This is a genomic window from Nocardia sp. NPDC006630, from assembly GCF_040611495.1.
In the GTDB taxonomy this organism is placed as follows: Bacteria; Actinomycetota; Actinomycetes; order Mycobacteriales; family Mycobacteriaceae; genus Nocardia.
The window spans coordinates 412,402-436,265 of sequence record NZ_JBEXOK010000006.1 but is presented as its reverse complement, the minus strand read 5'-3'; the positions used below and the strand labels follow the sequence as shown (position 1 = coordinate 436,265).

Annotated in this window: 19 protein-coding genes; 10 read left to right on the top strand and 9 right to left on the bottom strand. The window is 66.2% G+C overall.

From position 1 onward, the window contains the following. Positions 1-68: 68 nt before the first annotated feature. Positions 69-995, bottom strand: coding sequence for an EamA family transporter (locus ABZX86_RS20225; protein ID WP_355125513.1), 927 nt, complete (start codon positions 993-995; stop codon positions 69-71). A 101-nt stretch (positions 996-1,096) separates the two neighbouring features. On the opposite strand from ABZX86_RS20225, the gene ABZX86_RS20220 reads away from it, so the two are divergent. After that, the gene (locus ABZX86_RS20220) at positions 1,097-1,597 is read left to right on the top strand and encodes a MarR family transcriptional regulator (RefSeq protein WP_355125511.1); all 501 of its coding nucleotides are present in this window, start codon (positions 1,097-1,099) and stop codon (positions 1,595-1,597) included. A gap of 132 nt (positions 1,598-1,729) precedes the next feature. Here the strand turns inward: ABZX86_RS20220 and ABZX86_RS20215 are convergent, their stop codons facing one another. Beyond that, positions 1,730-3,079, bottom strand: coding sequence for a SpoIID/LytB domain-containing protein (locus ABZX86_RS20215; RefSeq protein ID WP_355125509.1), 1,350 nt, complete (start codon positions 3,077-3,079; stop codon positions 1,730-1,732). Between the two features lie 316 nt (positions 3,080-3,395). Here ABZX86_RS20215 and ABZX86_RS20210 point away from each other — a divergent pair, with 316 nt between their 5' ends. Next, positions 3,396-5,486, top strand: coding sequence for an N-acetylmuramoyl-L-alanine amidase (locus tag ABZX86_RS20210; RefSeq protein ID WP_355125507.1), 2,091 nt, complete (start codon positions 3,396-3,398; stop codon positions 5,484-5,486). Positions 5,487-5,549: 63 nt separating this feature from the next. Here ABZX86_RS20210 and ABZX86_RS20205 read toward each other — a convergent pair whose 3' ends face one another. Beyond that, complete coding sequence (locus tag ABZX86_RS20205; RefSeq protein WP_327146340.1) at positions 5,550-6,350, bottom strand: HAD family hydrolase; 801 nt, start codon at positions 6,348-6,350, stop codon at positions 5,550-5,552. A 233-nt stretch (positions 6,351-6,583) separates the two neighbouring features. Between ABZX86_RS20205 and ABZX86_RS20200 the strand changes: the two genes are divergently transcribed. From ABZX86_RS20200 to ABZX86_RS20170, 7 genes are all read left to right on the top strand, one after another. Then, positions 6,584-7,561, top strand: coding sequence for an ABC transporter permease (locus ABZX86_RS20200; RefSeq protein ID WP_355125505.1), 978 nt, complete (start codon positions 6,584-6,586; stop codon positions 7,559-7,561). Then, entirely contained in the window at positions 7,558-8,487 is a 930-nt protein-coding gene (locus tag ABZX86_RS20195; RefSeq protein WP_355125503.1) for an ABC transporter permease, read from the top strand. Before ABZX86_RS20200 ends, ABZX86_RS20195 begins: the two co-directional genes overlap by 4 nt. A 71-nt stretch (positions 8,488-8,558) precedes the next feature. Continuing rightward, positions 8,559-10,430: an ABC transporter ATP-binding protein gene (locus tag ABZX86_RS20190; protein WP_355125501.1), complete on the top strand. Its 1,872-nt coding sequence runs from the start codon at positions 8,559-8,561 to the stop codon at positions 10,428-10,430. An 11-nt stretch (positions 10,431-10,441) separates the two neighbouring features. Beyond that, on the top strand, positions 10,442-12,106 hold the full coding sequence (locus ABZX86_RS20185; RefSeq protein ID WP_355125499.1) for an ABC transporter family substrate-binding protein: 1,665 nt from the start codon (positions 10,442-10,444) through the stop codon (positions 12,104-12,106). Positions 12,107-12,141: 35 nt separating this feature from the next. Next, positions 12,142-13,815: an ABC transporter family substrate-binding protein gene (locus tag ABZX86_RS20180; protein WP_355125497.1), complete on the top strand. Its 1,674-nt coding sequence runs from the start codon at positions 12,142-12,144 to the stop codon at positions 13,813-13,815. After that, on the top strand, positions 13,812-14,483 hold the full coding sequence (locus ABZX86_RS20175; protein WP_355125495.1) for a hypothetical protein: 672 nt from the start codon (positions 13,812-13,814) through the stop codon (positions 14,481-14,483). The genes ABZX86_RS20180 and ABZX86_RS20175 overlap by 4 nt, the downstream gene beginning before the upstream one ends. A gap of 64 nt (positions 14,484-14,547) precedes the next feature. Then, positions 14,548-15,207: an XRE family transcriptional regulator gene (locus ABZX86_RS20170; protein ID WP_327143061.1), complete on the top strand. Its 660-nt coding sequence runs from the start codon at positions 14,548-14,550 to the stop codon at positions 15,205-15,207. 72 nt (positions 15,208-15,279) lie between these two features. Here ABZX86_RS20170 and ABZX86_RS20165 read toward each other — a convergent pair whose 3' ends face one another. From ABZX86_RS20165 to ABZX86_RS20140, 6 genes are all read right to left on the bottom strand, one after another. Beyond that, entirely contained in the window at positions 15,280-16,542 is a 1,263-nt protein-coding gene (locus ABZX86_RS20165; protein WP_355125493.1) for an allantoate amidohydrolase, read from the bottom strand. Continuing rightward, positions 16,539-17,858, bottom strand: a complete 1,320-nt coding sequence (locus ABZX86_RS20160) for an FMN-binding glutamate synthase family protein (protein ID WP_355125491.1) — start codon at positions 17,856-17,858, stop codon at positions 16,539-16,541. The genes ABZX86_RS20165 and ABZX86_RS20160 overlap by 4 nt, the downstream gene beginning before the upstream one ends. A gap of 199 nt (positions 17,859-18,057) precedes the next feature. Beyond that, complete coding sequence (locus tag ABZX86_RS20155; protein ID WP_355125489.1) at positions 18,058-18,753, bottom strand: protein glxC; 696 nt, start codon at positions 18,751-18,753, stop codon at positions 18,058-18,060. After that, the gene (locus tag ABZX86_RS20150) at positions 18,738-19,646 is read right to left on the bottom strand and encodes a glutamine amidotransferase family protein (protein ID WP_355125487.1); all 909 of its coding nucleotides are present in this window, start codon (positions 19,644-19,646) and stop codon (positions 18,738-18,740) included. Before ABZX86_RS20150 ends, ABZX86_RS20155 begins: the two co-directional genes overlap by 16 nt. A 34-nt stretch (positions 19,647-19,680) precedes the next feature. Next, positions 19,681-21,021 (bottom strand): type III glutamate--ammonia ligase, encoded by a 1,341-nt coding sequence (gene glnT / locus ABZX86_RS20145; RefSeq protein WP_355125485.1) that lies wholly within the window; start codon positions 21,019-21,021, stop codon positions 19,681-19,683. Between the two features lie 40 nt (positions 21,022-21,061). Then, a complete protein-coding gene (locus tag ABZX86_RS20140; RefSeq protein WP_355125483.1) occupies positions 21,062-22,297 on the bottom strand; it encodes an FAD-binding oxidoreductase in 1,236 nt (411 codons plus the stop codon). Between the two features lie 213 nt (positions 22,298-22,510). Between ABZX86_RS20140 and ABZX86_RS20135 the strand changes: the two genes are divergently transcribed. After that, positions 22,511-23,860: an ammonium transporter gene (locus ABZX86_RS20135; protein WP_355125481.1), complete on the top strand. Its 1,350-nt coding sequence runs from the start codon at positions 22,511-22,513 to the stop codon at positions 23,858-23,860. The last annotated feature ends 4 nt before the right edge of the window (positions 23,861-23,864 follow it).

Here is a 23,864-nt window from a genome sequence, read left to right as displayed (position 1 = left end):
GGTGCGGACGTCGGGCGATGGGTGCGGACATCGGGTTTTGGGCGTCCGGTGTCGGGGAGTTGGGCGTATCAGACCGCGTTGGACACGGCCACGGCCGTTTCCGGCGCGGGCGCTGTCTTACGCGGCGCGGTCGCCAGCTGCCCGAGCAGCGTGCCGCCCAAGGCAATTGCCATCCCGAGCACCTGCAGCGGCGTCAGCGACTGGCCCAGCGCGGCCCAGCCGATAATCGCGGCCGACAGCGGGCTCAACAGTCCGAGGAAGGCGACCGAGGTGGCATTGGCGCGTGCCAGCCCACGGAACCAGATGGCGTAGGCCAGCGCGGTGCCGATGAGCCCGAGGTAGAGGTAACCCCCGACGGCCCGCCCGTCCAGCGCCGGCGGCGCACCCTCGATGCCGAGTGCGATCGGCACCAGCATCAGCCCGCCCGCGGTGAGCTGCCACCCCGTCATGGCAAGTGGCGTAATGCCTTCCGGCCGACCCCAGCGTTTGGTCATGATGACACCGGCCGACATGGACGCCGCGGCACCGAGCCCGGCGATCACACCCAGCGTGTCAAGCGCGGCGGACGCCCGCAGCACCACCAGCCCGACCCCGCCGATACCGATCACCGCCGCAAGCAGTTTCCGGACGGTCAACCGCTCATCGAGCACAATGGCCGCCAGCAGCAGCGCGAACAGCGGCCACGCGGAACTGAGCACCGCCGCCACGCCACCCGGCAGCCGATACGCGGCGAGGAACAGCAGCGGCATGAACGCCCCCATGTTCAGCGCGCCGAGAATCCCTGCCTTCCAGACCCATTCGCCGTGCGGCGCCTTCCGCGTGAGGGCCAGCAACAGCAGCCCCGCGGGCAGCGTCCGCATGAGCGCCGTGAACATCGGCCGATCCGGCGGCAGGAACTCGGTGGTGACGGCGTAGGTGGAACCCCACACCAGCGGCGCGAGCCCGGTCAGAGCAAGTGTCCCGGCGTATCCCCCGGTGCGGGTGCTGATGTTCATCATTAGCTCCTCATTGATAATCTCAACGTTAAGATAAAATCACGCAGATACCTCAACGTCAAGTATCTTAATGTTGAGATTATTTCCCGACAGGAGCCCGCGTGCCCGACGCCGTAGACCAGATCACCGCCGCCTGGCGAGAAGTCCGCCCCGACGTGGACGTCTCCCCCATGGAGATCGTCGCTCGCATCACCCGCCTGGCCCAGATCCTCGACCGCGAGTTGATCGACTTCTTCCGCACCCACAACCTCGAACGCTGGGAATTCGACGTCCTCGCCACCCTCCGCCGCTCCGCCGGCGAAACCGGCCTCACCGCAGGCGCATTGAACAAAGCAGCCATGCTCACCTCCGGCGCCATCACCAACCGCATAGACCGCCTGACCACCAAGGGCCTGGTAGCCCGCATCCCCGACCCCACCGACCGCCGAGCCATCCGCGTCAACCTCACCCCCGAAGGCCGCGAACTAGTCGACCGCCTCCTCCCCCTCCACACAGCCAACGAACAACGCCTACTGGCAGCCCTGACCCCCACCGACCGCACCCAGATCGTGAACCTCCTCCGCCACCTCTCCGAATCCCTCGGCGACACCTCCCTCGGCTGAACGACAAAGAGGGCGGCACTCCGGAAGGAGCACCGCCCCAACGCACCTCGTCAGAACTCGGTGCCGGAGACCTTCAGACCCGCTTGCCGCACCTTGACAAGGCAATGCTGCAAATCTGCGAAATTGGTTGCGTCAGTGCTGGTTCGAATAGGGCATCGTGGCGAGCGGCGGCACCGGGGCGGATGCCGCGCTGAGGGCAGCTGCGCCCGGAGTTGTGCCCGGCTTGGGGGTTGAGCCGGGGACGGGCGGGGGCTGCTGGGTGGCCTCGCGGAGGATTCGGAGGAGGTCCGGGAGGAGGGGGACGCCGACTTGGGTGCGGGGGTTGGGCTTTGCCGGGGCCGGTTTCGCGGGGGCGGGTTTTGCCGGGGCGGCGGGGTCGGAGACGGTGGGCGCGTTGGGGTCTGCGCCTGTAGGGGCCGAGGCCTGGGGGTCGGCGGGGGTTGCCGGGTCCGCGGGGGTCACCGGGTCTGCCGGGGTGGGGGCGTCGGCGGTGGTGGGGTCCGGGGAGGTCAGGTCTGGGGTGGTGGGGTCCAGAAGGGTTGGGGCGGATTGGAATTCGCTCAGGGCCGGGCCGACGGTGAGGTCGTCGAGGGTGGGGGTGCCGGCGTCGGGGGCGGCGGAGTATTCGGCGCGGAGGATGTGGTTGTCGTGGGTCAGGACCTGACCGGCGGTGGAGTGGACGGCGGTCGCGGTGCGGTCGTCTTCCTTGTCCGTGCCGGGGTAGGCCTGGCAGTCGGTGGTGTCGCAGGTTTGGGCGTAGGAGTAGCGCTGGTCGGCGAGGGCGTAGGAGCGGGCCGCGATCGCTTGTGCGCGTAGGGCTTCCGCGCCGCCCTGGTTGGCCCAGTCGGGGACCATTTCGGCGGGGACGACGCCGAGGAGGTAGTCCTCGATATCGACCTCGTTGATGACGCGGGGGGCGTCGCCGTCCAGTGCCACGCCCAGGACGCCGCGGTAGTTGGGGCCCTCGCAGAGTTCGAGGTGTTCGGCGGCGGGGCGGTCGGTGCCGGTTTCCAGGGGGTAGGCGTAGGGGTCGTCGGTGGAGCCCTGCCACAGCACCGCGCCGTCGCAGCCCTGGGTGATGGTGACGTCCGCGCCGGTGGCGGTGGGGGTGAGATGTGCGGCCTGGCCGGGGACGACACGGCGGCCGGCGACATAGAGTCCGGTTTCCGATTCGACGTCGAGGTTCTTGCCGTCCAGCCCCATGAGGCGGACTCGGACCGGCGTGGATCCGATGGCGGCGATACTCGCGCCGGGGTAGTAGTGGGCCAGAATCGTTTCGGCGGTCGAACCGCCGACGGCGCGATCGAACGCGCCATTCTGGCTCAGACCGCGCCCGTGACCGGGGCTGGCGGTGAATTCGTACTCATTGTTCGGCCAGGCCCAGATCAGGCCTGCGCCGGTACCGCCGAGGGTGGTGGCGGCGACTGACAAAGCGACGAGACGCTGGCGTCTGCGCCGCTGGCGTAGGTGGCCGTTCGGCATGTCATACCCGTTCTGTCGATAGCCGAAGCTACATTCGAGTTACCCGAAGCTAATCCTCAACCACACGTTCAGGGATTGTGACAGTTGGGACTAGTGTGATCGTTGGTTCGTCGAGAAGCAACCTCGGCACCGGCGATCCGCAACGGTTTAACTGGAATGGGAGCTGCTCGTGCCGTACCGCAGAAGGAAACACTCGTTTGTCCTACCGGTTGCCACGATCCTGGCGATCACTGCGCCGTTCGGCATCTTGGCGCTCAGCGATCCCCCTGGCGTCCGGAACACCGATGAAAGCAACCTGGCAGCAATACCAGCGGAAATGGCCGAGGTCGCACTCGCCACCGCACCCGATCTGGTGCTGCCGCTCCGGGAGCTGACGGGGCTCAATCTGCCGGATCTGCACCTGTCCGATCTGCGCATGCTGCCGCTACCCAAGTCGATCCCCATTCCGCAGGGATTGCCGCTGCCGCCGGGTGTTCGACTACCCAGCGAGATCCAGCTGCCGAGACTGGGACAACCGGTCAAACCGGGCGCCCACGTCGGCCCCTTCTCCCCCGCACCGGGATACATCGCCGAACCTGGACCCGAGGTCCCCGCGCCGGCGGCGCCTGCCGCTCCGAACAGCGAACCCGCGCCCGCCGATCCCGCCGCACCGAATGCGGAAGTGCCCGCCGCGGCGCCGGAAACACCCGCGATTCCCGAGATCAAGGCCGATCCCCGCACCCCCGCGCTCGCACCCAACGCGGTGCCCGGTGACCTGGCGGACAAGGTCGGCGCACAGGTCAAGGAACTCACCCGCGACACGCCGTTCAGCATGGTCGCGCTCACCGCGCCGCAGCTGCTCGGCACCACCGCTCTCATCCGGGCCAAGCGCGCCGACGGCGGCTGGGGACCGTGGTATCCGACCGAGCCCGTCGACACGCCGGGCAAGAAGCCGGGTCGCACCGGCACCGAACCGATTTACGTCGGCAATACCAAATCCGTGCAGATCCTGGTGACACGCAAGAATGCCGCGCAGGCGGTGGATGCGCCGAATGCGCCCGCAGCACAGCCGGTTCCCAATGCGCCGGCGCCGGACGCGCAGGTGGTGCCCGCCCGACCGGAGCCCGCGCCATTCACCGATCACTCCGGTGATCCCGCTCAGATCAATCTGGAGAAACTCGCGGCGGTTCTCATCGATCCGGGTCGCGGGGCGGCCGATGAGAATCTCACCCAGGTGGCGGCCGCGCTGCCGGGCGGCGGGCCGAAGGTGATCAGCCGCGCGCAATGGGGTGCGGATGAATCGCTGCGCTGCGAGGAACCGACCTATGACGATGCGGTGAATGCCATTACGGTGCACCACACCGCGGGCCGAAACGATTACACGCCTTCGGAATCCGCGGGCATTGTGCGTTCCATTTACAACTATCACGCAAAGACGCTGGGCTGGTGCGATATCGGCTACAACGCACTCGTCGACAAGTACGGCCAGATCTTCGAGGGTCGTTACGGCGGGCTCGATCGTCCGGTCGAGGGCGCGCATGCGGGCGGATTCAATATCAATACCGCCGGCGTGGCATTCATGGGCGATCACGAGACGGAACCGCCGACCGAGGATGCCATTCAGGCTATGGGCAAATTCATCGGCTGGCGTTCGAAGATCGCGGGAGTGGACCCGGAGGGTTCCACCACCATGTATTCGGAGGGCAGCGATTACACCCGCTATCCCCTCGGCCAGGCGGTGAAACTGCCGAATATCTTCGCGCACCGCGATGTCGGCAATACCACCTGCCCGGGCGATGCCGCCTATGACCTGATGGACCGGCTGCGCTCGATCGCCGAGACGGTCACGGGGAAGACAAGCGCTCCGGCGACCAAGCCCACCCGCGTCGGGCCGCAGCAGAATGCCGGGAATCCCGCGCCGGGGAACAGCAATCAGGCGGATCTGGCATCGCTCGCGGATCTGACCACCAGGCTGCTGGGCATGCTCGACAAGAGCCCGGTGGCGAAGTACTACGACGCGTCCGGTGGCCCCAACGGCCCACTCGGACAGGCGAAGTCGGAGCCGAAGCCGACTCCGGACGGCGGGCAGTACGCCGAGTTCGTGAACGGCAATCTGTATTCTGCGCCGGACGGCAAGGTCTTCGCGGTGGTCGGGAAGATCCTGGAGCGCTTCCTGCAATTAGGCGCTGGCACAGGGGTTCTCGGGCTGCCGACAACCGGGGAGTACCCGGTCGAGGACGGGGTCCGGACCGACTTCCAGAACGGCTCACTGATTTTCAGTCAGTTGACGGGGCTGGTGACCACGGTGATGAAGAATTTCACGGGTGGTCAGGATCCGATTCCCGCGCCGATTCCGGCGGTGCTGACGAATGCGCCGCAGGCCGCGCCGATTCCGGCTCCGATACCGGAACCGGCTGCGGGACCGTAGCTTTCAGCGACAGACGAGAAGGCCGGTGCGATGATCGCACCGGCCTCCTCTGCTATCAGGCTGTCAGGACCACCAGCGTTCGAGGACGCGGGCCACGCCGTCCTCGTGATTGGCGGCGGCGACCTCGTCGGCGGCGGCGATCGCTTCCGGATGTGCGTTGCCCATGGCCACGCCGTGACCCGCCATCTTGAGCATGGGCACGTCGTTCGGCATATCCCCGAAGGCGATCAGCGCCGTGTGCTGCACACCGAGCCGCTGCGCCACGGAGGCCAGCCCCGTCGCCTTGGTGACTCCGGGCGCGGAGAGTTCGATCAGCCCGTTGTCCGTCGAATAGGTGAGGTCGGCGCGCCCGGACAGGGCCGGCTCGAGCAGCGCGCGCATATCCCCGCTGGAGGCGCCGGGCAGCCGGATGAGCATCTTGATGGCGGGCGCGGCGATCACCTCGGCACGCGAGACCTCGGTGTCATCCGGATTCAGCCACGCGTGCTCGTACTCGGGCGAGCTGACGAATTGCGGGGTCGCGGCATCGTGCGCGGTGGCGCCGACGCGTTCCGCGGCCAGCCCGCAGCCCGGGAGCAGACGCTCGGCCAGATCCGCGGCCCACGAGAGCGTCTCCACATCGAGCGTGCGGCTGGCCAGAATGCGGTCGGTGGCGCTGTCGTAGATGACCGCCCCGTTCCCGCAGACGCACAGCGGCGCGTACCCGAGTCCGTCGACGACCGGATCGATCCAGCGCGGTGGGCGGCCGGTGGCGAGCACGAACGGCACGCCGTCCGCGATGAGGGCGTCGATCGCGGCTTTGGTGCGCGGGCTCACCTGCTCGCCGTTGTCGATGAGTGTGCCGTCGACATCGGTGGCGACCATCTTTGGTTTGGGCAGGTGGAAGAGAGTCACCTAATCCATCCTGCCTGAAAGCCGCGCCCGAAACGCCCGCGGTGCACGAATTGCCCGTCATTGGCTGCACCTGTTACCTGCCCGCAGCCGTACCCGTTACCCGCCCGATGCCGCCGTTGTAACCCGCCACCCGGTGCGCGCAACGCACAGTTATCCACAGGTATCCCTATGATCTGGGCTAGAACTCGACCCGAGAGGGACTGATGGCCGGTTTTCTACTGCGACGCGCGCTGAACTATGTCGTCTTGCTGGTGCTCGCGTCGTTCCTGGTCTTCACGGTGGCGTCGCTCACCTTCACCCCGCTCGACAATCTGGAGCAGCGCAACCCGCGCCCGCCGCAGTCGGTCATCGACTCGAAGCGTGCCGAGTTGCACCTGAACGACCCCATCCCGCAGCGCTATCTGGCGTGGGCCGGGGGTGTGGTGCACGGCGATTTCGGCAAGACCCTCGCCGGGCAGCCCGTCAGTCAGGAGCTGCCGCGCCGCATCGGGGTGAGCCTGCGACTGCTCATCATCGGTTCGATCGTGGGCACGGTGCTGGGTGTGCTCATCGGTGCGGCGAATGCCATCCGGCAGTACAAGTTCAGCGACTATTTCAGCACCATCGTGTCGCTGCTACTGCTGTCCACACCGGTGTTCCTGCTCGCCACATTGTTGAAATACGGTGCGCTGGAGGTCAATCTGCTCACCGGGCAGCAGATCTTCCTCTACACCGGTGAGACCTCGGCGACCGCGGTGCACGGGCTGTGGAATCAGTTCGTGGACCGCGCCCAGCACATGGTGATTCCGACCCTGGGCCTGGCGCTGGGCGGGATGGCCGGGTACAGCCGCTATCAGCGCAATGCCATGCTCGACGTGCTGGGCAGCGATTTCATCCGCACCGCCCGGGCCAAAGGTCTGACTCGCAGCCGTGCCCTCTACAAACATGGACTGCGCACCGCCCTGATCCCCATGGCGACGCTGTTCGCGTACAGCCTGGGCGGTCTCATCACCGGCGCGACCTTCACCGAGAAGATCTTCGGCTGGCACGGCGTCGGCGAATGGCTGGTGGACGGCATCAACGCCCAGGACATCAATATCGTGCTGACAGTGACCGTGTTCGCCGGCCTGGTGGTGCTGCTGTCCGGCCTGCTGTCCGACATCGTGTACGCGATTCTCGATCCCAGGGTGCGTGTCGGATGACAGACGTCGAGATCATCGTTCAGGGTGCGCCGCAGGCGGCGACCGGGCGACGGAAGCTGGTGTGGCGGCGGTTCCTGCGCAACAAGACCTCGGTGACCGCCACGGTGGTGCTGCTGGTGATTTTCGTGGTGGCGTTCACGCTGCCGCACTTCCTGTCCTACAGCTATACCGATATCGATCCCACGGCGAAATTACAGCCACCGAACGGGCAACACTGGTTCGGCACCACCACACTCGGCGAGGACGTGCTCGCGCAGACGCTGCGCGGTCTGCAGAAGTCGCTGATCATCGGCTTCGGCGCCGCCCTGATCGGCGCCTTCATCGCGACCATCGCCGGTTCGGTGGCCGGACTGCTCGGCGGCTGGACCGACAAGGCCATCATGTGGCTGGTCGATCTGCTGCTGGTGGTGCCCAGCTTCATCATGATCGCGCTCTTCGCGCCGAAGACGAAGGGCAATGGCTCGATCGTGCTGCTGACGCTGCTCATCGCGGGCTTCGGCTGGATGATCAGCGCGCGCATCATCCGAGGGCTGTCCATGAGCCTGCGCGAGCGCGAATTCGTCCGTGCCGCACGGTATATGGGGGCCTCCACCTGGTCGGTGATCACCACGCACGTGGTGCCGAACATCGCCTCCTATCTGATCATCGACACCACCCTCGCGGTCGGTGGCGCGGTCATGGCCGAAACCGGTTTGAGCTTCCTCGGATTCGGCGTGCAGCCGCCGGATGTGTCACTGGGCTCGCTCATCGGCACCTACAGCAAGTCGGCGCTGACCTACCCGTGGACGTTCATGTTCGCCGGCGGATTCCTGGTCGCCATCGTGCTGTGCGCGAACCTCATGGGAGACGGGCTGCGGGACGCCTTCGATCCGGGCGCGAAGCGGGCGCGGGCCAAGTCGGGTAAGAAGCGAAAGGTGCCGGCATGAGCGGTCAGGGCCCGGAGGAGGCAGCCCGCGTAACCGCCGCAGGGCCCCCGAGCATGCCGAAAGGGCAGAGCATGAGCGACGATTCGGCAGAGCGGCGGCGAACGACCACCGCGCCGCTGCTGGAGGTCGGGGACCTGCGCGTGTCCTTCCCGGGCGAGGAAGGGCGGGTCGATGCCGTTCGCGGTGTGAACTTCGCCGTCAATGACGGTGAAGTACTGGCCATCGTCGGCGAGTCCGGCTCCGGCAAGTCGGTGTCCTCGATGGCGATCATGGGACTGCTGCCCGAACAGGCGCGGGTGCACGGGTCGATCCGGTTGCGCGGGCGAGAACTGCTGGGGCTGGGCGACAAAGAGATGTCCACACTGCGCGGCAGCCGGGTGTCCATGGTGTTCCAGGACCCGCTGTCGGCGCTCACGCCGGTCTATCGCATCGGCGATCAGATCGCGGAAGCGCTACTGGCACACCGCAAGATGACCAAGCACGAGGCCGCCGCCAAGGCCGTCGAGCTGCTGGAGCTGGTCGGTATTCCCGAGCCGGAGGTGCGGGCCAAATCGTTCCCGCACGAGTTCTCCGGCGGTATGCGGCAGCGCGTGGTCATCGCCATGGCCATCGCCAATGATCCCGAGCTCATCATCTGCGACGAGCCCACCACCGCCCTCGATGTGACGGTGCAGGCGCAGATCCTGAATCTGCTGCGCAAGGCTCGGGACATCACCGGCGCGGGCGTCATTTTCATCACCCACGATATGGGCATCGCCGCCACCCTGGCCGATCGTGTCGCGGTCATGTATGCCGGGCGGATCGTCGAAACCGCACCGGCCACAGAGCTTTTCCATGAGCCGCGGATGCCGTACACGGTGGGCCTGCTCGGCTCCATCCCGCGGATGGACGGTCCGGCACGGACCGCGCTGATTCCGATCGTGGGCGCGCCGCCCGCCATGCACGCGCTGCCGCCCGGCTGCACGTTCGCACCACGCTGCCCCGTCGCCGTCGACGACTGCCTGGCCGCCGAACCACCCCTGCAGGACACCGGTCCCGGGCATCGCGCCGCCTGCATCCGCACCTCGGAGATCAGCTCCGAGCAGCTATTCACGGCCTACCACAAGGAGATCGAGGCGCCGGAGCAGATCGCTGAGGTCGACACATCGCAGGTGGTGCTGAAGGTGACCGATCTGCGCAAGACCTTCCCCATCACCCGGGGCGTAGTGCTGCGCCGCAAGACCGGCGAGGTGAAGGCCGTGGACGGCATCAGCTTCGAAGTGCGCGCGGGCCGGACACTGGCGCTGGTCGGCGAATCCGGATCGGGCAAGTCGACCACGCTCACCCAGATCATGGATCTGCTGCGCCCGGAGAGCGGCAGCATCGAGATCCTCGGCCACGATGTGACAACGCTGACCACACCGCAGCGCCGGGAGATCCGGCGCAAGATGCAGATCGTCTTCCAAGATCCCTCGGCCTCGCTGGACCCGCGGCTGCCGGTCTCCGATGCCATCGCCGAACCGCTGCGCATCAACGGCCGCTCCCGCGAGGAAATCAATCGGCGGGCCCCGGAACTGCTGGAACTGGTCGGATTGCGGCCCGAGCACGCCGACCGCTACCCGGCGGATTTCTCCGGCGGCCAGAAGCAGCGCATCAATGTCGCGCGCGCACTGGCGCTGGATCCGGAACTGCTGGTCCTCGACGAACCCGTGTCCTCCCTGGATGTTTCGATCCAGGCGGGCGTCCTGAACCTCTTGCGCGACCTGCAGGCCGAACGTGGATTGTCGTATTTGTTCGTGTCCCACGACCTGTCGGTGGTGCGTAATCTGGCGCACGACATCGCGGTCATGTATCGCGGGCAAATCGTCGAATACGGTCCGGCGGAACGTATTTTCGCCGCCCCGGAACACGAGTACACCCGCGCGCTGATCGACGCGGTGCCGGTTCCGGCCACGACCCGATAGGAGAGTGTCCGATGCGTAGTGGACGAGTATGCGCCGCACTGGTATTGGTGGCCGGGCTGGCGCTGGCGGGCTGTAGCGGCGGCACCACCGCGCCGACCGGGTCTGCCGTACTCGGCACCGCCTCGGATATCAATCCGCATCCGCGCGATGACATCCAGGACGGCGGCAACCTGCGGCTGGCCACGCCCGAGATACCCGTCAACTGGAATACGCTCCAGATCGACGGCAATGACGGCGATTACGCGGACATCATCAGGTTCATGATGCCGCGCGCCTACAACACCGATGCGGCGGGCAATCTCACCGTCAATCACGACTACTTCACCGATGTGCAGCTCACCGCCACGAATCCGCAGGTGGTCACCTACACCATCAACCCGAAGGCGGTCTGGTCCGACGGTTCGCCGATCACCTGGACGGACCTCGCCTCGCAGGCGAATGCGCTGGGCGGCAAGAACAAAGACTTCCTCATCGCCATTACGAACGGCTTCGACCGAGTGGCCAAGGTGGAGCGCGGCGTCGACGACCGGCAAGCCGTGATCACATTCGACAAGCCGTACGCCGACTGGCGCGGCCAGTTCGCCGGCAATTCCATGCTGTACCCGAAGGCCGCCACGGCCGATCCGGATGCGTTCAATAAATCGCTGGTGAACGGTCTCGGGCTGTCCTCCGGACCATTCGTACTGAAGTCCATCGACCGCTCCGGCGGACTGATCGTGCTGAGCCGAAATCCGAAGTGGTGGGGCGATACCCCGAAGCTGGATACCGTCACCATCCGCGTGCTGGACCGCAATGCCTGGACCCAGGCGGTCCAGAACAAGGAACTCGACGCGGCGCTGCTCAGCACCGTGGACGACCTGCAGAATCTACGCGGGGTACCCGATGTGTCGATCCGCAATGCGCCGCTGAACCGGTGGCGCTACTTCGCCTTCAACGGCGCGCCGGGCTCGATACTCTCCGATGCCGGTCTGCGCGTGGCGATTTCGAAGGCCATCGACCGGCAGCGCATTGCGGACACCATGCAGAACGGCCTCGTCCAGAAGCCGGAGCCGCTCAACAGTCATGTGTTCCTGCGCGGCCAGCACGGCTATCAGGACAACAGCCTGGGCTTCGATCCGGACGCCGCCGCAAAGGAACTCGACGCGCTCGGCTGGGTACGCCAGGGCAACAACAGGTTCAAGGACGGCAAGAAGCTCGTGATCCGGGACGTCTTCTACAACGATGACACCTGGGTGCAGATCGCCAAGCTGATCCAGCAAGACCTGGGCAAGATCGGGGTCGAGCTGACCATCGACACCCGGCCGGCGCAGCGCTTCTTCACCGATGTCATTCAGCCCGGCGACTTCGACGTCTGCCAGTTCTCGCTCTCCGGTGATGCTTTCGTCTTCAACAGCCTGCCGCAGATCTTCGGGCTGTATCCCAATGACCTGCAGCTCAATTACGGGCGCATCGGCTCACCGGAGCTGAACGACCTCATCGACAAGACCCTGTCGGAGCTGGATCCGGAGCAGGCCATCGCGCTTGCGAACCAGGTGGATCGCAAGGTCTTCGAAGAGGGCCACTCGCTGCCGCTGCTGCAGAACGAAGGAAACTACGGGGTACGGTCCGAGCTGGCCAACTACGGTTCGCCCGGGCTGGCCTCGTACGACTACACCTCGATCGGGTTCTTGAAATAACCACCACGAGCCGTCCCCGGCGAAAGGAGCGGTCCATGCGGATACGTTCGACCACGATTCGACTCGCGATCCCGGTGGTCGCGCTCGGCTTGATCGCCTCCGGCTGTAGTGCCAACAGCACCGTGCAGAGCGGCTCGGTCGATCTCACCAGCGTCAATGCCATCAATCCGCATCCGGTGGAAGATCTGAAGGACGGCGGCAATCTGCGGCTGGCCTTGAGCGCCTTCCCGGAGTCGTTCAACAACCTGCACGTCGACGGCAACACCACCGATGCCAATAGCGTTGTCAGCCCGACATTGCCGCAGACTTTCGTCGCCGATGCCGCCGGTGAACTCAGTGTCGACAAGGACTACTTCACCGATATCCAACTGACCGGAACCAGCCCGCAGCAGGTTGTCACCTACACCATCAACCCGAAGGCGGTGTGGTCCGACGGATCGCCCATCACCTGGGAGGATCTGCGTTCGGAGTGGCAGGCGCTGAACGGCACCAACAGCGCGTACCAGATCGCCTCGAGCGGCGGTTACGACCACGTCGACAAGGTGGAGCGCGGCGTCGATGATCGGCAGGCCGTCGTTACCTTCCGGCAGAACTACGGAGAGTGGAAGGGGCTCTTCGGAATCCTGTATCCGAAGGCCGATACCCAGTCCCCTCAGGCGTTCAACGATTGGGCCCGCAATTCGCTGCCGGTCAGCGCCGGGCCGTTCATCATCTCGAATATCGACCGCACGCAGAATCGGATCACCCTGAGCCGCAACCCCAAATGGTGGGGTGACGTACCGAAGCTGGACAACATCACCTTCAGCGTGCTGGATTACACCGCGACCCTGCCTGCCATTCAGAACAATGAGCTGGACGAGTCGTACATGTCCGGGCTGGAGGCGGTCACCGGCGCCAAGAACACTCCGGGCGTGGAGATCCGACGGGCCTCCGAACCGACGACCAGCCTCATCGCGTTCAACGGCGCACCCGGCGCCATCCTCGAGGATGTGAAGGTACGACAGGCCATCGCCAAGGCCATCGACCGCAAGACCATCGTCGAAACCTTCCAGCACGGCATCGTGGATCAGCCCAAACCGCTGAACAACCACATCTACATCGCGGGACAGAAGGGCTACCAGGACAATTCGGCGGTGGTCGGCTTCGACCTGGACGCAGCCGGCAAGGAACTCGACGCGCTCGGCTGGGTGATGAAGGGCGATACCCGCGAAAAGGACGGGCGCAAGCTGGAATTGCGTGACGTCATGTACCAGCAGGACTCCTGGGTGGACACCGCCAAGATCATCCAGCAGGACCTGCAGAAGATCGGCGTCAAGCTCATCATCCAAACTGCGCCGGGCACCGGGCTTTTCACGAATCTGATCGATCCGGGCAATTACGATCTGGCCCAGTACGGGCTGTCCGGCGGCGTGCTGCCGCTGCAGGTCCTGCGGCAGATGTACTACTACGACCCGCAGAACTGGCAGGGCAACAAGTCCCGTATCGGCTCTCCCGAGCTCAATACGGTCATCGACCAGACGCTGTCGGAGCTCGACCCGGACAAGGCCATCGAACTCGCCAACAAGGCTGATCAGATGATCTGGACCGAGGTGCATTCGGTCATGCTCAACCAGGCATCGGGTACCCATTCTGCACGCATCGACCTGGCCAACTGGGGTGCGTTCGGCCTGGCCACCCCCGACTACACGAAAATCGGCTTCTTGAAGTGACCCCTCGGACAGGTCATCCCCTGACCTATCCGGCAGTCGTGACGATCGGCGCCCTGGCGATTTGCCTCGCTTGGGCGCCGTTCGGCGATCCGGAGCAGGTGGCGATGCTCGGGACGGTCGTGTTGATCATCCTGGGGTACAGCGCTTTTCAGTTCGCTGGGGCGCTCGGGTATCTGCCGGTCGGGTTGCCGAAGTCGGGCAATGCGTGCCGGGATGTGGGGGTGCGGCGGGTGCGGCAGCAGCATCGGCTGGTCAGTCGGTCGTGGTTGGAGTTCACTACCGGGGGGCGGACTCGGTGGTTGCCGGTGTATTTCGATGGTTCGCTGGTGGCGTTGCCGCAGTCGAATGCGGAGTTGGCTGGGCGGACGGTGACTGTCGCGGGGGTGCGGGTGTTTCCTTCGGGGCGGTTGCGGAGTAGTGAGCCGGTGGGGCGGCTCATCGATAATCCGAGTCGGCCGGATGAGGGGGCGGCAGAGACTGTGGTGAAGGTGTCGCGGGTCGGGCGGCGGGTGCTGTTGGATGCGCAGTCCGCGGTGGCTGGGCCGGTTGCGGGGTTGCTCTGGGTTTATGTGGCGGGGGGCGGGCTTGCGGCGTTTGCCGGGGCAACTGTGGTCGCTGCTGCGGCGGCGGTGTGGCTGTCTGCTGTTCGGGGGTCCGACCCCAGTTGAGCAGGGGTGATTCGGGTGTGGTAGTCATCGTCAACTGGTAGGAAACTCGGGATAGGATCGGCGTATGACAGGCCGCGTTGAACACCGTGACAACGGAGATCCCGCCCCGGTACAGCGGGAGATTTCCGCTGATACGCCTACGGGGGTGGATCTCGAGCGGATCATCGGGAAACAGGTGCGGGCGCTGCGGCTGGCCAGTGGGTTGTCGGTGGGGGATATGGCGGCCAAGGTGGGGATATCCAAGGCCATGCTCTCGAAGATCGAGAATGCGCAGACCTCGTGCAGCCTCTCGACTTTGGCGCGGCTGGCTTCGGGGTTGGATGTGCCGGTGACCTCACTGTTCCGGGGGGCGGATACCGCGCGAGAAGCCGTGTTCACCCCCGCCGGGAACGGTGCGCGGATCGTCGGGCGCGGTACGCGGGTGGGGCATCATTACGAATTGCTCGGCGCACTGCGGGGACAGCACAAGCGGCTGGAGCCGGTGCTCGTCACGCTCACCGAGGCCAGTGAGACATTTCCGCTGTTCCAGCATGCGGGGACCGAACTGCTCTACATGCTCGAGGGCGTCATGGTCTACGGGCACGGCGATTCCGAGTACACGCTCCGGCCGGGTGATGCGCTGCTGCTGGACGGTGAAGGGCCGCACGGGCCGAATGATCTCGTGCGGCTGCCGATTCGATTCCTGGCTATCACCGCGTACCCCGACAATCACAGCGAGGAGTAGCCGCCCGGCCTGAGCGGTCAAAAATCGGGGCAGATAGTCAATAAATGCCGGCGCGGGTCGATCTTTGACCGCTCAGGCCGGTTCTGCCGCAACCCACGCCGCCATGACATCCGCCAGAGCCGCCGCGCCCACATGGCAATCCACCGGATCGGCGTGCTCGGCGGGGGAATGCGAGACGCCGGTCGGATTGCGGACGAAGAGCATGGCGGTGGGCACGCTGTCGGAGAGGATGCCCGCGTCATGACCTGCGGCCGTGGGGATTACGGGGATATCGCCGAGATGGGCGAGGGTCCGCGCGAGGCGCTGTCGCGGCCCGGGCGGGAATTCGACTATGGGAGTGATGGATTCGGCCACCACCTGTAGATCGATACCGCCGATGGTGGCGTGACCACGGGCGGCGGCGGTGATGCGCGAGACCATCAGCTCCAAGGTCGATTGGTCGGCGGCGCGCGCATCCAGCCAGGCGCGGACCCGCGAAGGAATCGCATTGGTGCCGTTCGGTGAGACCAGCACCTTGCCGAAAGTCGCTACGGCCGAACGGGCTACCGCCTCCGCGCGCGCCGTGTGCACGGTGGAGGCGAAGGCCAGCATGGGGTCGTGGCGGTCGACCAGGCGAGTCGCGCCGGCGTGATTGGCCTCGCCGGTGAAATCGAATTCCCAGCGACCGTGCGGCCATATCGACGAGGCGAGCGCCAGCGGGCTGTCGACCAGGTCGAGGGCGCGACCCTGCTCGATATGCAGCTCGATGAAGACGCCGACACGCTCGGTAAGGGTGGTATCCACGCCGAGCTGATCCGGGCGGCGGCCCGCACGAGTCAGGGCCTCTGCCAGGGTGATTCCGTCGATATCGCGCAGACCCAGCGCACGTTCCGGGGCCAGCGCACCGGTCGCCAACTGCGAACCGATGCAGGCCACCCCGAATCGCGCGCCCTCCTCATCCGAGAAGGCCACCACCGCAATGGGAATCGACGGTTCGATACCCCGCGCCCGGAGCAAATCCACCGCCGCGAACGCCGAGACTATCCCCAGCGGACCATCGAATGCTCCGCCGTCCGGCACCGAATCCAGGTGTGAGCCGGTGACAAAGGCCCCCTTCGGATCACCCACCCAATCACGCGGCAACCACCACGCCCAGAGATTCCCGTTCCGGTCCTCCTCCACATCCATCGACCGCGCACCCGCGCACCCCCGAAACCATTCGCGCAGTGTGAGATCCGCATCCGACCAGGCATAACGCCGATACCCCCCGGTGCCGCCATCCCGCCCCACCACGAGAATCTCCTCCCACAGCGGATCGAATACCGCCGCGGAGATGGTTGTATCGGGCAGGGTCATGCGAGCGCTCCGGGGATCCAGGTGGTGCCGGCCAGGGGGACGCGGGCCATGGCGGCGGCTTCGACGGTGAGGGCTACGAGGTCTTCGGGTTCGAGGTTGTGGAGGTGGGATTTGCCGCAGGCTCGGGCGAGGGTTTGGGCCTCCATGGTGAGGACTCGGAGGTAGTTGGCGAGGCGGCGGCCGCCTTCGACGGGGTCGAGGTTTTTGGCGAGTTCGGGGTCCTGGGTGGAGATGCCGGCTGGGTCGCGGCCGTCTTGGAAATCGTCGTAGAAGCCGGGGGCGGAGCCGAGCGCCTCGTATTGCGCGGCGAAGCGGGGGCTGTTGTCGCCCAGGGCAATCAGGGCCGCGGTGCCGATGGCGACGGCGTCCGCGCCGAGGGCCATGGCCTTGGCGACATCGGCGCCGGTGCGAATGCCGCCGGAGATGATGAGCTGGACCTTGCGGTGCACACCCAACTCCTGCAACGCCTGAACGGCCTGGGGGATAGCGGCCAGGGTGGGGATGCCGACGTTTTCGATGAAAACGTCCTGGGTGGCGGCGGTTCCACCCTGCATGCCGTCGACCACGACCACATCCGCGCCCGCCTTCACCGCGAGCTTGACGTCGTAGTAGGTGCGGGTCGCGCCGATCTTGATGTAGATCGGCTTCTCCCACTGGGTGATCTCCCGCAGTTCGAGAATCTTGATGGCCAGATCGTCCGGACCGGTCCAGTCGGGATGGCGGCAGGCGCTGCGCTGATCGATACCCTCGGGCAGCGTGCGCATTCCGGCCACCCGCGCGCTGATCTTCTGCCCCAGCAGCATGCCGCCGCCGCCCGGCTTCGCGCCCTGGCCGAGCACGATCTCGATGGCATCGGCCTTGCGCAGGTCATCGGGGTTCATGCCGTATCGGGACGGAAGATACTGGTACACCAGATGTTTGGACTGCCCGCGCTCCTCGGTGGTCATACCGCCGTCACCGGTGGTGGTGGATGTTCCGGCCAGGCTCGCGCCCCGGCCGAGCGCCTCCTTCGCCTGGCCCGACAGCGCGCCGAAGCTCATACCCGCGATGGTGATCGGAATATCCAGGTGCAGTGGATGTTTCGCATGCCGGTCGCCGAGCACCACATCGGTGTCGCAGCGTTCCCGATACCCCTCGAGCGGATAGCGCGACATGGACGCGCCCAGGAACAGCAGATCATCGAAGTGCGGTAGTGGGCGTTTCGCACCCCAGCCGCGAATATCGTAGATACCGGTATCAGCAGCGCGCTGGATCTCGGCAATGGCGCGACGATCGAACGTCGCGGATTCGCGGAGCGCGGGATTCGGGCGAGTCATGGATTCGGACTCCTGTCGAGAAGTTCGGAGGGGCGCCGCCGCCACAGAAAAGCGGCCGGGAACGCACAGCCTCTGCCTGAATCGAACAGCCCACATAGACGCTGTTCCGAGCTGATACGTGCTGTTCGGCTGGGTGCGGGCTGTTCGGTGGGGCGCGGGGTGGGCGGATGCGGGATGTTCTGGGGGCTGGGCGGGGTGGTCAGTAGGCGGCGGTGTTGTCTACGTGGAAGTGATAGAGCTGGCGGGCAGAGCCGTAGCGGGTGAACTCGGCCGGATCGGCGTCGAAGCCGGCGGTGGTGAGCAGGTCGCGGAGTTCGGCGAGGTGTTCGGGGCGCATGGGTTTGCGGACGCAGTCCGCGCCGAGGGAGGCGACGGTGCCGCGCACGTAGATTCGGGCCTCGTAGAGGGAATCGCCCAGGGCCTCACCGGCATTGCCGAGGACGACCAGGCGACCGGCCTGGCCCATGAAGGCGCTCATATGACCGATACTGCCGCCGACGACGATATCCACGCCCTTCATCGAAATACCGCAGCGCGCACCGGCATTGCCCTCGATGACGAGCAGTCCGCCGTGCGCGGTGGCGCCCGCGGACTGCGACGCATCGCCGCGCACCCGGACCGTGCCGGACATCATGTTCTCCGCGACACCCACACCGGCGCTGCCATCGATGGTCACGGTGGCGTGCTGATTCATTCCGGCGCAGTAGTACCCGACATGACCCTCGACGGTGACCTCGATATCGCGGTCCAATCCGCAGGCCAGGGCATGCGCGCCGCGCGGGTTCGCCAGCGTCACCGCCGCCGGGACATCCGCCGCCGCGAGCGCGGAATTCACTGCGCGGGTGCCGGACTCGGCCACATCGAGCACGGTGCGCTCACTCACGATCGCCGCCATACGTACACCTCTTCCGGTTCGGGTTCGAAGATTCGGGCCTGTTCCACGCCGGGGAGATCGGCGAGGGCGCGGTACTCCGACGCCATGGCCACCCAGCGATCGGTTTCCGCGATGATGGCGGGCTTACAGGCGATGGCATCGCGGACCACCGCGAAAGAATCGCTGGTGGACACGAGCAGGGTGTAGAAGCCGTCGAAGACCTCATTGAGCAGTAGCAGCGCCTTCTCCAGGTCAGCACCCTGCGCGAGCTGCTGCGCGACGAAGCGCGCACCCACCTCGGTATCGTTCTCGCTGTCGAATTCGACTCCGGCGCGCTGCAATTCGTGCTTGATGCTCATGTGATTGCTGAAGGAACCGTTGTGCACCAGGCACTGTCCGGGGCCGACCGAGAACGGATGGGAACCCTCGGCGGTGACGGCGGATTCGGTGGCCATGCGGGTATGCGCGACACCCTGCCAGCCCTGCGCCTGCGGGAGGCCGAAGCCGTTCGCCAGCGCGGTGGGATTGCCGATGCCTTTGAGGACCGCGAGGCCTGGGCCGAATCCGATGACGCGGGCGGTCGGGGCGACGGTTCGGACCGCCTGCACCAGAGCCTCGGAATCACTCTCCGGGATCTCGGCGTGCAGCACGATCGTCGGAGCCAGATCCAGGGCGGTCACCGGCAGACCCATTGCGGCAGTGAGCTGTTCGGCGAGCTCAGGTGCGGGCAAGGGGCTGTCGAGCAGGGACACCGTGACCGTGCCGGCGGGCGACCACACCGGGTCGCCGTAGACGGCCATACCGGCCGAATCCGGTCCGCGGTCACACATTTGGTCCAGCATGCCGGTGAGCAGTGCGCCCAGCTGTGGATAGAGAGCGGGGTCGCGCAGGTGCAGGCCGACGATTCCGCACATCGATGATCACCTTCCTTTCGAGGTCGAGGGCCGGTCAGAAGGCCGTGAGGTACTGGTCGATCTCCCAGTCGGAAACCGTGTTGTGCCAGGTGAAGAACTCTTCGCGCTTGCGTTCGGCGAAGTAGGCGGCGACGCCGGGGCCGGCCACATCGAGGGCGGCGGTGACCACCGGGTCCGATTCCATGGCGTCCATGGCGTGGATGAGGGTCATCGGCAGCATGTCGCCGCGTTGCTCGCCAGGTGTGCCGGGGTCGAGTTCGCGGTCTATGCCGTCGAGTCCGGCGGCGATGGAGGCCGCCATGGCCAGGTACGGGTTGGCGGAGCCGTCCGCGCCGCGCAGTTCCACCCGGTGCTGATCGGGTACGCGCAGGTAGTGGGTGCGGTCATTGCCGCCGTAGGTGGCGTAGCGCGGGGACCAGGTCGCGCCGCTGGTGGTGCTCGTCGCGCCGGTTCGCTTGTAGGAGTTGACCGTCGGGGCGATCACCCCCTGCAGGGCGCAGGCGTGATCGAGCATGCCCGCGAGGAAACTGTATGCGGTGGAGGACAATCCGAGCCCACGCGGATCGTCGGCATCCGGAAAGAGCGGATGATCGCCCGACCACAGCGACAGGTGCATGTGCATGCCCGTACCGGTGCGGTCGGTGAACGGCTTCGGCATGAAAGTCGCCTTCATACCGCGCTTTTCGGCGATCACCGAGAGCAGATAGCGGGCGGTGATCACCCGGTCCGCCGTGATCATGGCTTCGGCGTAGTCGAAATTCTGCTCGAACTGCCCGTTGCCATCCTCGTGATCGCTGGCGTAATTGCCCCAGCCGAGCGTGTTCATGGCCTCCGACACCTCGGCCAGATGGTCGTACATGCGCGTCACATCGCGGGCGTCGTAACACGGTTGCAGGCTGACATCGGCGGTATCGGCGGGGATCAGGCCGTTCGGCCCCTTGTCCACCAGGAAGTATTCGATCTCGGCGCCGACCTTCACGGTGTATCCGAGTTCAGCGGCGCGAGCGAGGGTGCGCTGCAGGATGACCCGCGGCGCGAACGGCCACGGCTTGCCCTCCACATGCGGCGTGCAGTGCACCATGGCCAGGCCGGGGCGCACGAAGGGAATCGGAATGAAGGTGGACGCGTCCGGAATCGCGACCAGATCCGAATCGCGCGGCTGCTGGCCCATCATGCCGGCCGCATAGCCGGCGAAGCCGACACCGTCCGCCTCGAGCTGGCCGACCGCCTGTACCGGAACGAGTTTCGCGCACGGCTTGCCGGACAGCGTGGTGAAGACGGCCAGGATGAAGGTGGTACCGGTGGCACGCGCCTGTTCGGACAGGGTGCGGTGGGTGGTGATCGGCGTGACGGTGGCGGTGGTATCTGTCGCCATATCGGCTCCTGAAGCAGCAGGGTTCGGATGAGGTTGAGGTTCAGCGCATTTCGCCCGCGCCCACATAGGGGTGCGGACTCAGCAGGGGGCGGCCTTCGGCGAAACGCTCGTAGCGGAAGTCGGCGGCCTCGACATTCGGGAGCTCGGTTCCGTTGTGCAGCAGCAGATCCGCGACCAGGCGGCCGACCGCCGGGGAGATCTTGAAGCCGTGGCCGGAGAATCCGGTGGCCAGGAACAGACCCGGCGCCGGCGCGGGGCCGATGATCGGGTTGTAGTCGGGTGTGACGTCGTACGCGCCGACATAACTGCCGGTAATGCGCGGATCCGGCATCTGCGGGAGTCGGTGTTCCAGTCTGCCGACCACCTTTTCGACGGTGGAGTCGTCGGCGCGATTCACGAAATCGTCCGGATCGAGGTACTCGGGGACGGCGTGATCGCTATTGCCCGCCAGCAGTTCACCATTGGGCTCCCGGCACAGGTATTGCAGGCTCACCAGATCGGAGAGCACCGGGACCTGCGGGAGCGGTTCGCCCTGATCGATCATGAGCAGCTGGGCGCGCTGGGCTTTCACGGGGACGTCCACACCGGCGGTCGCGGCGAGTGCGGGGGTCCACGGACCGGCGGCCAGCACCACGGTTCCCGCGTGCACCTCGGTGCCGTCGGCCAGTTTCGCGCCGATCACACGGCCCGGCGCGGAATCACCAGCGCTGCCCGCCGCGGAATCACCAGCGCGGCCCGCCGCGGTGAGCAGCTCGACCACGGGTGTCTGCTGGCGAATCCGCACACCCAGTGCGCGTGCCGCCGCGGCGAACGCCATGCCGGTCAGGTACGCCTCACCCCGCCCACCACGGGGTTCGTAGGCGAAGGCGGCGAAATCGTCGACCCGCAAACCGGGCCACAGCGCGGCCATATCGTCGTGGGCGAGCAGATCCACCTCGATGCCCAGCGCCTGCTGCATGGCCACATTCGCCTTCAGCGGATCCAGATTGTCCGCGCCGACGCCGACCGCGTACCCGCACTGCCGGAAACCCAGATCGTCCCCGAGGATCTCGGTCGCGTTCTCGAAGAACGGCACCGACCACCACGACATGGCCGCCAGCGAGGGTGCGCCGTAGTGGCAGCGGACCACGCCGCTGGACTTGCCGGTCATGCCCGAGCAGAGCGAATTCCGTTCCAGCAGCACGATATCGGTGGCACCGCGCTCGGCCAGGGACCAGGCGATGGCGAGCCCTTCCAGGCCGCCTCCGATGATCAGGAACTCGGCGGTGTCGGTCATATGGCATCCCTCGGCTCGAAACTCTCATGTCTTCTACAGTGAATCACTGTTGATTGTCATGAAACCATACGGGGCGCGCTGAAGCACTTCGGTTTACGCAGCTTTCACAGTCACGTACCACGGCGCAACATCCACGATGGTCTACTCCCATGCAACGGTGATTCCCCTCAGGACATCCGTTGGTATGGAATCCGTTTCTAAGTCAGGTGAAACATGGAACAAGCAGTAGCCGCGGCAGACACCGCGTGGATGCTCGCCGCCTTCGCCCTCGTGTCGATCATGGTGGCGGGACTGGCGCTGTTCTACGGCGGCATGGTCAGCGTCAAGAACACACTGAACATGGCCATGATGGTCTTCGGCGCGCTCGCGGTAGTGGGCGTGCTGTGGATCATCGTCGGCTACTCGGCCTCCTTCGGAAACTCGCTCGGCGGCCTCGGCCTGCTGGGTGATCCGCTGGAATACTTCGGATCGTCGAAACTCCTCGACGCACCCGCCACCCCCGGCCTACCACCGGCCATCTTCTCGGCCTTCCAATTGCTGTTCGCCGCACTGACCGTCGCGCTGATCGCGGGCGCGGTGGCCGACCGCATGAAGTTCGGCTCCTGGATGACCTTCGCCGGGATCTGGGCGCTGCTGGTGTATTTCCCGGTGGCACACTGGGTTTTCGCCTTCGACAGCAAGGACGGCTCGGTACACGGCGGCTGGATCGCCAATAAGCTCAAGGCCATCGACTTCGCCGGCGGTACGGCGGTGCACATCAATGCCGGCATCGCCGGGCTCGCACTGGCGCTGGTACTCGGCAAGCGCAAGGTGTTCCCGAATTCGCCGCGGCCGCACAGCATTCCACTGACCATGCTGGGTGCGGGCATTCTGTTCTGCGGCTGGTTCGGCTTCAACGGCGGCTCGGCACTGTCCTCGGGCAACCCCGCATCCGTGGTGGTGCTCAATACCCTCGCCGCCTCCTGCGCGGGCATCTGCGGCTGGCTGGTCGTGGAGAAGTTCAAGGAGGGGCATGCCACCTCACTCGGCGGCGCGTCCGGCCTGATCGCGGCGCTGGTCGGCATCACCCCCGCCTGCGGTGCGGTCTCGCCCATGGGCGCGCTCATCGTCGGCGCGGTCTGCGGTGTGGCGTGCTGCTTCGCCGTCTCGCTGAAATACCGCTTCGGACTGGATGATTCGCTCGATGTGGTCGGCATCCACCTGACCGGCGGCATTATCGGCACCCTGCTCATCGGGCTGCTGGCCGACGGCTCGGCGCCCAATGCCGTGGCCGGACTGTTCTACGGCGGCGGACTGGATCAGCTGTGGCGGCAGACGGTCGCCGTGCTCGCGGTGCTCGCCTACACCTTCGTGGTGACGCTCGGCATCGCCAAGGTCATGGAGCGCTTCGGCGGCATCCGGGCCGATGCGGAGAGCGAGGCCATGGGCCTGGACCTGGCCGTGCACAGCGAAACCGCCTATGTGCTGGACCATGTCAGCATGCCGGCCGCCAAAACCGAACCGGCGGACGCGGTCACGGCCGCGGAGGCCATGACCAGCAAGGCGGCGGTCGCGGTCGAATAACCCG